Raw genomic sequence first — 11,229 nt, 5'->3', positions numbered from 1 at the left:
AGGGGCATTCTATAGTCTGTCTGCCACTGCGGATGAATGCTACTGATGACGGTGGAGTGGTTCAGGGGGCGGCGTGAAGCCTTCGGTACTCAAAGGTTTGAGCGACCAAAATGCAAGGCTGTGACCAGTGGAGATTTAGAGAAATATCGCGAAAGACATGCGGGAATCAGCAAGCTTATTGCGGGAAAGCCTGAGCCTTTTCGCTCTATTGCCAGTGGAGATTTTGGGCGTTACCGTGTGATCATCATCTCGAAAATCGTGTACTACTACTGGGGGCATTACATGAAACGTTCTATGGTCGCCTTAGCGGGCGCACTAGCGCTTGCTCTTACGGGTGCTACCTCTCCGGCCTTCGCAACCACAACTTCTACACCGGCTCAAATCACCACAGGGTTTTCTGGCTCGGCTTATGGGTCCTATATTTTCAACACGGACAAAACGCTAACGTCCGGCCCGACAGCAAGCGCGAGCGTTGCTTGCACTGGGGCTACGGGTAAGACAGCTTCCAACAACGTTACCGGGCTTAATGTCCCTGCTGTTGGAACCGTCGGCAACGCGACCACGACTGTCAAGACATTGCTGACCACAACAAGTAAACGGATTGAGGGTAAGTCAACCGTTGCCGGCGCGAACCTGCTGGGTGGCCTCATCACTGCAGGCGCAATCACGTCCGAAAGCACCGCGGAGAAGAACACCGCCGGTGCATTTGCCGGGACGAATCAAACAACCATCGCAGACCTTAAAGTCCTTGGGATTGCGGTGAACGCCAACCCGGCGGCCAACACCGTTATTGATCTTAAAGTGCCGCTTTTGGGATCGGTAGGAAAAGTCACACTTAACGGTCAAGAGAAGCGGCTGGTCGGCGGCACCACGTACACAGTCTCCACTACAGCACTGCGCGTGGAGATCCTGAAAGCTGGGCTGCTTGGTCTGAAAGTTGGTACGGACATCCGCCTCGGCGTAAGTAACGTCAAGTTGACGCCTCCGCAGACTGGTTACCTTGCCGGTACAGGCTACGGGACACGGGCTACGCTGGCATCCGGTCTTGTCGGTTCCGGCCCGACTGCAGTTGCCTCTGTCAAATGCGGCGGAGGAACGTCGACGGCTAACGTGGCTGCAGTTAACATCCCTGGTGTCGCCTTGGCTGGAGCTTCGGTAACTACGGCTACGGGCGTCCTGACGCCTGAAGCCAAGAGCTCCGTGGTCAACACCATAGGAGGAGTCAATGTGCTAAATGGCGTCATACAGGTTGACGCTATCAAGGCTGAAACCAGCGCTAGCCGGCCACCGAGTGGCGGCGCAGTCAAGCTAACGGACACGTCCACATTCACGAATCTCAGGATTGCTGGATTGCCTGCGATCAACGCATCGGTTGCGCCGAACACAGTCATTCAGGTCCCTGGACTGGGTCAAGTCACCTTGCATAAGGTCAGCAAATCATCTACCACAATAATTGTCACAATGATCGAGATCGTCCTTAGCCAAGCGCTTGGCACTCTTCCGACAGGATCGAAAATCCAAATAGGTTACTCAAACTCAAGCGTCGGAGCATAGCTCCGCCTATTGAAAGTAAATCAGTATCGCCCACACAACCCGTAGAGTCCCGCCAACATCGTGTTGGCGGGACTCTACGGTGGAACCCGCGGCCACAGGGACTGTCCTTTGAAGCTCCTGGGGCATCACACAGGGGCTGTCCGACGTTCATGCACCAGGGCCACGGCTGGGCGCGTGCGGCAGCATCGGATAGTGTCGTCTGCGGGCCAAATGCCCACGACCTGTTCTGCTACCTCTCAGGAGAATCCCACTGTTATGAGACGCGCACTCTCAGCTGCACTGATCGCCCTCGCCCTTGCTGGATGTTCCGCCCCGAGCCAGTCCGAGCCGCAGCCTACGACTACGCAGTCGAAACCGGCAGTCCCCAAGGTGACAGACGAGCAGAGCGCGGACCTCATGAAGCGGATCTCTCCAGTGGCTCCGAAGTTCACGCAGGAAGAGATTGCGACCAACTCCCGCTATGTCTGCGCCGCAATCCTGCAGGGCGGCAGCGACAAAGCGCTGGTCGCTACCGTCGTCAAGCACTTCAACCGTGCAGACGATCCAATCGCGGATGCCGAGGCGGCCGGAGTCGTGGAAGCAATCCGAGCTACCGGTTTCTGCCAAGAGAATGCCGCGCCATAAAGACAAGAATGTGAACAGACTCCTGGTTGTAGCAAAAGTCGGTACCTGTTCTTTGGCTGTCTGCCTAACTTTTGTTAACTCTTGCTAAAACAACGAAGAATGGATTCAAGCTGCTGAGAGTAAGGTTTGCGCGGTTCACGTATTGTGGAGCCTTGGCAAACAGGCCCTGAGAATGGGATCGCATGGCTGACGCCGTCGTAGCTAACGAGCACGAAGTAGCGCTGCCTCCGCTGAGCGTGGAGGCAAAGCAGTTTGGGAATGCCGTGGCACGATCTGCCCCCATTAGGACAACCGCTCCGAATGCTCGAGGTGGCAGCCTGCCTTCAACTGGCCCCAAAACCACCTGCCCAGAAGTCTGGACTAAGAGGAAACCCCTGTACACGACTATTGGCGTGTACAGGGGCAGGAGCTCGAGAAGTTAAAGCACTGGCCTTGGTGCTAGTTGCCCTTTTCGAGGGCATGCGCAGTGACATAAGCACCTAACTGGTCCTGGGAAAGGGCTGCAGCAATTTCTGAGATTGCTGTTGTGTCTGCGACAACAATCGACTGGCCGTCTGTTGAAGTACCGGTGCCGAGAGTGGGAAGTGTGAACATCACCGTGTCATTTGCTCGAAGGTCCTTCATCCCGAGGGCAAGGCTACCGATGGCGGCAGCGTCGAAGCTCTTATCGACGCTGATGAAAGGAGAAACTGCACTGACCATGCTATTGACGGTTACAGGGTTGGTCAGCGTTTCACGTGCGATCGTCTTACTGATGACCGCCTTCATGTACGCCTGCTGGTTCCGTACGCGTTGGTAGTCGCCGTCGCTGAAGGACATACGTTCACGGACAAAGGCAAGCGCCTCGTCGCCGTTTAGCGTCTGCTTTCCGGCTTCGTAATAGTGGCCCTTCATAGGACCCTTTGCCGGTGCAAAGGGGATCTTTACGTCCACTTCGACTCCACCCAGGGCATCGGTGAGGCCCTTGAAGCCCTCAAAGTCGACCATGGCAACGTGATCAATACGCTGTTGGAAAAGGGACTCCACAGTCTGGACCATCAGCGGGACGCCGCCCAGAGCCAAAGCGGAGTTGATTTTCGACTCGCCTTTTCCGGGGATGTTGACCCAGAGGTCACGCATGAGCGACACCGCGTAAACATTCTTACGGTCTGCCGGAATGTGGACCAGCATCAAAGTGTCAGCGCGCTGGTCGGTTGATGCCGCAGTATCGACATCGAGCTCAGCAGATCCGCGGGTGTCGCTGCCCATCACGAGAATGTTCATCGCCGCAGTGCCATTGACGGGCTCGGTCTTCTGCGGTCGAGTCGACTCTTCCGGGAAAGCAGTCTCAATCTTGGTAGTGCCCGAGTTGAACGTCTGTGCCAGGTTGAAGATGTAGGCGCCGCCGATAAGGCCAGCCACGAGGACCGCCGCGGCGAAGCCCAGAAGCACGTTTCGTGCAGTCTTTTTGCCGCTTCTCTGACGTCTGGGACGGGCCTCTGCGGAGGGAGTTTCGGTATCTGTCGGGAGCGTCATGAGTTCCTTGGTGTCGGCATCAGCAGTGATGATTCTATCAAGGTGTGAATACGCCGCCAGCAAACTCCGTGCTCCGGTCCGCGTTCTGCCGGTTGCTTATATTCACGATGTAGGGGGTTCCAGGGGCCAAAGGTGAGTCACCGAGACTAATAGCGATCGACTCCAGTCTCGGATTGAGGCCGATTTCGGCGCCATATCTTTCCGCTATGGACGAGGGTTCCGAATTCCGCTCGTGAGCCTTACCGTCCTGTGATGTCCATTTCAACGTCGCCTTAACGCCAGAGAGGTTGAATCCGATGACGTTAACTATGCCGGTGCCTGGATCCACGATGGCGTCAGTCACGATGGGCGCGGTATGTCCTGATTGCAGTTGCTCTTTTAGAGGTGTGCCTGCGCCTTTGCAGGTGAAGTAGGGGTCCCACATGAAAGAAATCACCTTGGTAGCCTCAGCCATCTGTTGAAGCTGACGATCCATTCGTTCCAAGGTGGTTTGGCCGCGAAGGCTGTTGCCACATGTATTGGACTCTATGGCGGGTGCCATACCCTCCAAGTTGGCCCAGAGCACGGCGCCTGTCCCAGAAATTCCCTCGGCTGCTGCCCGGAAATAGTCCTTGTTAGGTGCCAGATACTTTTCGCTCCACGTTCCCTTCCCCACGATGCTTTCTGCGAAGGCATCCACGGGTGCGTTGGCTTCGCTCGCTAGGTAGGCCGCACCCTTGCCAGTTCCCATACCATCTTGGATTGCGATCTTCAGTGCAAGGCCGCCGGAGGTCTGGGCGATCCGGCGGATTCCGAGCCGCGCATCTTTAGGGTTGATGTTCGACGCTGTCAATCTGGACTCGATGTATGGACTAATGATTGCCGAACGTGTCGGCAGGACGCGGTGTATTGCCTGGTTTTGCATTTTATAAAGGGACAGGACGGGGTCAAAGAACGAACTGGAGCTGACAGGCATCTCAAAGTGGTGGTAAAAACCCGCAAGACCGAGTACATCATTATTGGCGGCTTGATACTCCAGAAATCGCTCTGTGAAGAGGTCAAGGGTATCCACGTAGGAAAGGTCGGGCAGGTAGTCCACATCGAGGCGCTTAACAGGTGCCGGGAGACCCGCGTAGAACTTCATATTTAGTTCTGTTGCCGCCGAGGCTAAAGCGCGGGCTGGGTCTTCGGCGGATGCCTTGCTTCCTCCCACTATGACCACGTCATAGGTTTCATCAGGTGAGTTGCAGCCGCGGCCCTCGGTGGGTAGAACCAAGACGGTGTAGGACTTTCCGTTGGATGAGACACTCCGATCTCTGGGACATTTCAGCGTTGAGTCACCCCAGTGGCTTCCGTCTGAATATGTGAAGAATCGATGAACTCTCAAGGAAGCGTTCACGAATTTGTCACAAGTAACTCCTTGGATCAGGCAGTCGGTTGGAAGGGACTCCTCCGTGGCGGGTCTCAACAGGGTGCCAAATGTGATAGCCGTGTCGCCGCCGAGCGCCTTGATGTCAGCCATCTTCTCCCTATTGGCGGAGGCGTCGGTGTTGGCCGTGATGAAGTAACCGCTGATGGGATAGGTCCGCGCGGCGGGTGAGGTGTCTGGAGTAGAGGATTCATCGTCGTAGGGGATGAAGGTCACGCACGCGATCATCAGGAGGGTCGCGAGCAAGACTGCAGACCACCGTCCAGCACCTCTGAAGGCCGGCCTCTGCGACCAAGATTGTCCGGAGAGGTTTCGGGGTGTCATGTAGTCCTCTGAATCGACATCAGCAGAGACGACTCTATCAAGGGAGTCCATAGTCCAGATTCTGGAGGCACGGACCCTCGACGGGTTGTCTGTAGCTGCAGCAGGGCTGTCTCTAATCCATACGATAAACTAATGCGGGTCGCTCCTCCTCGGAGGGGGATGTCCGCGTGCCGCCATGTCTCGGGCGGCTGCGTTAGTTGGATCGTAGATAGCGTTCTGAAATATATACAACGGGGGGGAAGTTGAGCACTGTAATCAAACGTGTTCAAGCCGCGCTGGTGGTCCTAATTCTGGCTACTCTCGGGTTCATTGGAATTCAGCCCGCTATCGCCAGCGAACTGGAACCCGGGCCCGGGAGTGAAACTGGGCAACCAACAGACCCGGGAACACCTACGAAGCCAGTGGTTCCCCCGGTGGTTGTTCCTCCGATTTTGGAGCCGACTCCAGCCCCCACCCCGTTGGAACCAGAGATCAGTCCAGAGCCTGTTCCGCCGGTAATAGAGCCCGCACCGGTTGTCCCGCCTGTCACGCAGCCCGTTATTCCGCCGGCTGTTGAGCCAGCCGCTCCCGCCGTTCCCACGCAAGAAACGCTTTTGCCGCTTCCGCCTACGGACGCTGGGATTCAGGGCTACTTTGAAGAGCCCCTGGTTCCTGTGGAAACGACGACCGCCCCGCCGGAGCCCAGTCCGTCTCCGACGCCGACGCCGTTGGCAACCAAGTCAGCGGCACCACCAGTTGCCAGCGCCGACATTGCTGGTCCGCTGAAGGTTGCCTTGGCACCCGTTGCTGAAAATAACCCCATAGTCCAAGGGGTGACCGTCCTCGTGCTGCTTCTGCTAGGTGTTGCGTACTTCCGGGCTCTGCGTTCCAAGGGGAGCCCTCGCCCCCGCCTCAACGGCAAGTAGGCCCATGGGTAACTCCCTCACCGGGGATAAGGCTGCCGAAAGTCCTGCATCACCGATGCGCCTCATGCTCCTCACGCACTCTTACTGGCCCGAACATAGCCCACCTCAACGTCGATGGGCATCCCTCGCCCGAGAATTTCGTAGGGCTGGCTGGGACGTTGACGTTGTTGCACCTGTGGCGCATTATCCGAACGGTCGGCGCAATCTGCCCCGCAGGCAAGCCGGAATCGCCTTTTCTCACCAGCGGGGTCTTCATGGGGAGACGATCCGGCGGGTCCCTTATCTGCGACACATGGGCACTTCGTCCTTGGCTCGATTCGTGGATCAGCTTTTTTCTGCCATTATGTCTGTCCCCGTGGGCTTGGGAGGCAAGAAGCCCGACGCAATCCTTGCCACGGCTCCGAGTCTTCCTACCTTGGCTACTGGATACGTTCTATCCAAGCTCCGTAGAGTCCCGTTCATTGTGGAGATGCGTGATGCTTGGCCGGATTTGGCACGCGATGCTCGTATCGTTCAGGGCAGCGTGAAGAGCGTGGTGGAGCACGCTGTGGAGTTTTTGCAGCAACGTGCCGACTTGGTCGTGACAGTGACAGAAGGGTTCGCCGACACGCTTCGAGCGAGGGGTCTCAAGCACGTTGCGACTGTCAGTAATGGCCTGGACCTCCACACTGTCCCATTCCTGGAGCCTCCTGCTCTCGATCGCAAGGAGTTTCGCGCTCTTTACCTTGGGAATCACGGCAAAAGTCAGAAGTTGGACATCCTAATCCGGGCCAGCGCATTGTTGGGTGATGGCTACCATCTAACGCTGGTTGGCACGGGAACAACCAGGCCTCAACTGGTTAAGCTGGCCAGGGAGCTGAATGCGCCGGTGACGTTTTACCCGTCCCTTCACGGACCAGCTGTTCTCGAAAAGTATCGCGAAACGGACACATGCATCGTCTCTCTGCGCGATGACTGGAAGTCGTTTGAAACAACCGTTCCTTCGAAGACCTACGAGGTTCTGGCCATCGGCCGGCACGTGACCGCCATCGTTCGAGGTGAGGCTGAACGAATCATTCGTGAGGCCAAGGCGGGCGATGTGGTTCAGGCTAGTCCTGAAGCTGTTGCTCAACTCTGGCGCGAGCTTGCACACGATCGCCAACGACTCGCAGCAGGCAATAGTGGGCGGGACTGGGTAAGTGAGCATGCAGACTATGCACATCTAGCCCTCCAATACATGCAGGAGATTGCCGCAGTTGTAGATATGAATTCCCCTGCATCAGGACGGCGGGAATCCAAATGATCCAAGTTATCAACAACTTCAAGTTGGCCGCCGGCACAGTTATTGAACACATGACGGAGGCGCCGTTCATGCTGGTGCTCCTAATGCTTAGGCGGCTGCCTTCATCCGTGATTGGACCTGCTGCGACCACAGTCGCCAGGGTGGCGCCGGGATCCGCCAAACCGCTGTTTTTGCTGGCAAGCCACGCATCCGGTGACACTGGCGGATTGGTGAAGCGGTTCGAGAACGCCGTGGCTCAGACGATAACACCCAGCCAGGCGCGGAGGGCAAGCGAGGTCGCCTTGGCCGCGGACCAGCCCAAATGGGCGGATATATTCTTGCGGCACGCTGCGGGCACACGGCAAGCTCCGGCGACGCGGGCGCGACGCAAGTGGTACGACGGTGACATGACTGGAGCCGTAGAGGCACTGACCGGTCAGTCTGCCGGCATGGCTAGGCAGCGAAAACGCCTGGAATCTGAGCTAAGGGTCTTCCAAGGTTGGCGTCCCGTTCTGCCGAAAATGATCTCCGTGCCACAGCCTCGCCGCGTCATGCACCTGTTGACAAATTCCGTGCCCCACACGGGCAGCGGATACGCCCGCCGCACGCACTCGATCCTCACATCACAACAGAAATCCGGGTGGGAGGCCTTAGCCGTCACACGCTTGGGGTATCCGGTACAGATTGGCGCGCTCACGGCGCGCAATTCTGACGTGGTGGACGGAGTCCACTACCAGCGATTACTACCAAGTACCATGGCCAAGTCCATGGATGGGCGTCTGCAGCAGCAAGCCGATGAGCTCCTCAAAGTGGCTCTGAGTTTCAAACCTGCGGTGCTTCACACAACAACACACTTTGTAAACGGCCTAGTCGCGCGCGAAGTGGCAAGCTCTTTGGACATTCCCTGGGTATACGAAGTTCGCGGACAACTGGCCGACACGTGGGCCTCCACTCGTGGGGATGAGGCACGTCGCAGCGAACGATATCGATTGTTCATGGAACGCGAGGCTGAAGTCATGCGCAGCGCTGACCTGGTGGTAACTCTTGGCGAAGCTATGAAGCGCAACATCGTGGCATCAGGGGTATCAGCCAGCAAGATTCTTATCTGTCCGAACGCTATTGGCGGTTCCTACTTGAACGAACCCTTGCAGCGTAGTGCGGCGCGGTTAGCTCTGGGCTTAGACCCAGAAGGACTCTACATCGGAACTGTGAGTAGCCTGGTCGACTACGAGGGGATTGATGATCTCGTCACAGCATTTGCACTGCTAGCACCTCGGCTGTCAAAGTTGAAGCTGGTCGTGGTGGGAGATGGCGCGGCTGCTCCTGCACTTCAGGATCAGGTTCGGCGCCTGGGGTTGTTGGAACGGACTCATTTCGCAGGACGAGTACCGCCCCAGCAAGCGCATCTCTACCACCAAGCACTGGATATATTCGTCGTGCCGCGTAAGGACCTGGCGGTCACGAGGGCAGTCACGCCGTTGAAACCTGTCGAAGCGCTGGCGTCAGGAAGGCCTGTGGTGGCAAGCGATCTTGATGCCCTGCGGGAGATTGTTCATGACGGGGTTAACGGCCGCCTAGTGGCAGCGCAGGATCCTCAAGCGTTAGCTGAAAGTTTGTTCGAACTGCTAGACGACGAAGGTTTACGCCTGCGACTAGGAGCCGCCGGCCGCCGGGAAGTCCTGGCTACACGGACGTGGAAGGCAAACGCCGATTTATGCGGCAAGGCTTACGAGACATTGAGGGGCAACTGATGTCAGGGGAGAACACGCCAACGTTAGGGGCGTTTGCGGGCACCCGCCACAACGGTCTGGGCCAGCCAGCCGGAGCCCGCGACACAGTGTGTTTGAAACGATCAAGGAGACCCATTTAGTGTCGGCAAAGAAGGCTAAACTTCCACCGCCGGCGGCTATACAGCCGTTGTCTGTGGACATCAGGAAACTCTCTCGGGTAGGGTCTCGTCCGGGGTTTCTGGATTACCTGGTTCAGTTGTGGGACTATCGGCAGTTTATTTTCTATGACGCGCGAGCCCGCGTGCAAAGCGGAACCCGGAAAGACCGGCTGGGCAGCGCTTGGCTGCTGCTGAACCCTGTCTTTAACGGGCTGACCTACTACTTTGTGTTTGGCCTGCTGCTGCAGACCAGCCATGGCATCGATAATTTTGTCGGTTACCTGGTGGTTGGAATTTTCCTTTTCCAGTTCAGTGCTGGCGCGATCACATCCGGTGCTCGTTCGATACGCAACGGTAAGTCCGTCGTCCAAGCTTTCAATTTCCCACGGGCAGCCCTGCCTTTGGGTGCCAACATGCGTGAGATGCTCTCAGCAGTCCCCCTGATCTTGGGCATGCTTCTTCTGATAGTCATTGTGCCACCCGCCGAGAAGGTCAGTCTGTTGTGGCTTCTCACCATTCCCGCTGTGATTCTGCAAGGAATCTTTAATCTGGGGATTGGATTGATACTCGCACGTGTCATCTCAAAAGTTCATGACGTCACACACCTCCTTCCGTTTGCTATTCGGGCTTGGATGTACGGCTCCGCTGTTTTCTACTCTTACGAACGGTTCGTTTCAGATCCAACGATTCTCGCAGTGATGAAGTTTAACCCGCTTTTCAATGTCATTGACATAGTTCGCAGCTGCGTCCTTTATGACCGGGTACCCGCATGGGAATCGTGGGCCACCCTGGGCGTCGTAGCCTTGGGTGCGCTCCTGGTTGGCTTCGTGTTTTTCTGGCAAGGGGAGGAAACCTATGGGCGTGATTGATGCATCTGCATTCTTGGACGGCCCCCCGTGCGTGGTCATCGACAAGGTCCGGATGACTTATCGGGTACCGTCTTCTGACGGACGAAGCTCGTCAAGTAGACGGGGCCTCAGAGGCAGGATTACAACCCTCCTTGAACGGCCGAACCTGGTTACCGTCTCCGCGCTCAAAGAAATCTCTTTGGTCGTGGAAAGGGGTGAATCCGTAGGCATCATAGGCCGTAATGGTTCCGGTAAAAGCACAATGATGAAGCTGATAAGCGGTCAGGTAGCACCCACTCACGGAGCCATCTACGCTTCGAGTACCCCCGTTTTGCTCGGCGTGAATGCCGCCCTCGTCCCTGAATTATCTGGTGACCAGAACGTTGTATTGGGCTGTCTCGCTATGGGTATGACAAGGGAGCAAATAGACGCGCGTTTTGACAGCATCGTCGAAGTTTCCGGATTGGATTCCGCTATTTTCCTGCCGATGAAGACGTACTCCTCAGGCATGGCTTCCCGTCTGCGTTTTGCCATCGCCGCTTCGGTCAATCCGGAAATCCTCTTGGTCGATGAAGCACTGAACACTGGAGACGCGCAATTCAACAACCGCAGTAAAGCGCGCATGGATGAGCTACGCGCGCAAGCGGGTTGTGTCTTCATCGTTAGTCACGGCCTAGACACCATCAGGGACATGTGCAGCAGAGTGATTTGGCTGGACAAGGGAGAGCTCATCATGGACGGGCCCGCTGAAGATACGACTGCTACTTACAAAGACTTTTCATCCAACCTATCCCGTGGGAACAATCTCACGGCCGCGGGTATCAAGGATGAAGCCCGTGCAAATCTTGTCGCTACACGTGTGCTCGAGCGAGCCAGCGGGCGCCGGATGGAAGGACGCTGAC

The 11,229-nt window shown here is 56.9% G+C and carries 8 protein-coding genes; 6 read left to right on the top strand and 2 right to left on the bottom strand.

Features of this window, described 5'->3' with window-relative positions; translation table 11 throughout:
• The first annotated feature begins 45 nt into the window (after nucleotides 1-45).
• Nucleotides 46-1,554, top strand: a complete 1,509-nt coding sequence (locus GVL04_RS06015; RefSeq protein ID WP_159701042.1) for a choice-of-anchor P family protein — start codon at nucleotides 46-48, stop codon at nucleotides 1,552-1,554.
• 255 nt (nucleotides 1,555-1,809) lie between these two features.
• Nucleotides 1,810-2,178: a lipoprotein gene (locus GVL04_RS06010; RefSeq protein ID WP_159701039.1), complete on the top strand. Its 369-nt coding sequence runs from the start codon at nucleotides 1,810-1,812 to the stop codon at nucleotides 2,176-2,178.
• 438 nt (nucleotides 2,179-2,616) lie between these two features.
• Here the strand turns inward: GVL04_RS06010 and GVL04_RS06005 are convergent, their stop codons facing one another.
• The gene (locus tag GVL04_RS06005) at nucleotides 2,617-3,693 is read right to left on the bottom strand and encodes an LCP family protein (protein WP_159701036.1); all 1,077 of its coding nucleotides are present in this window, start codon (nucleotides 3,691-3,693) and stop codon (nucleotides 2,617-2,619) included.
• Nucleotides 3,694-3,730: 37 nt separating this feature from the next.
• Nucleotides 3,731-5,476 carry a hypothetical protein gene (locus GVL04_RS06000; RefSeq protein ID WP_159701033.1) on the bottom strand — a complete coding sequence of 582 codons (1,746 nt, stop codon included), beginning with the start codon at nucleotides 5,474-5,476 and terminating at the stop codon, nucleotides 3,731-3,733.
• 858 nt (nucleotides 5,477-6,334) lie between these two features.
• Here GVL04_RS06000 and GVL04_RS05995 point away from each other — a divergent pair.
• From GVL04_RS05995 to GVL04_RS05980, 4 genes are all read left to right on the top strand, one after another.
• The gene (locus GVL04_RS05995; RefSeq protein ID WP_159701030.1) at nucleotides 6,335-7,612 is read left to right on the top strand and encodes a glycosyltransferase family 4 protein; all 1,278 of its coding nucleotides are present in this window, start codon (nucleotides 6,335-6,337) and stop codon (nucleotides 7,610-7,612) included.
• Nucleotides 7,609-9,342 (top strand): glycosyltransferase family 4 protein, encoded by a 1,734-nt coding sequence (locus tag GVL04_RS05990; RefSeq protein WP_159701027.1) that lies wholly within the window; start codon nucleotides 7,609-7,611, stop codon nucleotides 9,340-9,342. The genes GVL04_RS05995 and GVL04_RS05990 overlap by 4 nt, the downstream gene beginning before the upstream one ends.
• A 118-nt stretch (nucleotides 9,343-9,460) precedes the next feature.
• Nucleotides 9,461-10,348, top strand: coding sequence for an ABC transporter permease (locus GVL04_RS05985; protein ID WP_235036185.1), 888 nt, complete (start codon nucleotides 9,461-9,463; stop codon nucleotides 10,346-10,348).
• Nucleotides 10,335-11,228: an ABC transporter ATP-binding protein gene (locus tag GVL04_RS05980; protein WP_159701024.1), complete on the top strand. Its 894-nt coding sequence runs from the start codon at nucleotides 10,335-10,337 to the stop codon at nucleotides 11,226-11,228. Before GVL04_RS05985 ends, GVL04_RS05980 begins: the two co-directional genes overlap by 14 nt.
• Nucleotide 11,229 lies beyond the last annotated feature (1 nt).

The sequence above is a fragment of the Arthrobacter sp. 18067 genome (genome assembly GCF_902706295.1).
Classification (GTDB): domain Bacteria; phylum Actinomycetota; class Actinomycetes; order Actinomycetales; family Micrococcaceae; genus Arthrobacter.
This window is presented reverse-complemented; position numbering and strand designations above follow the sequence as displayed.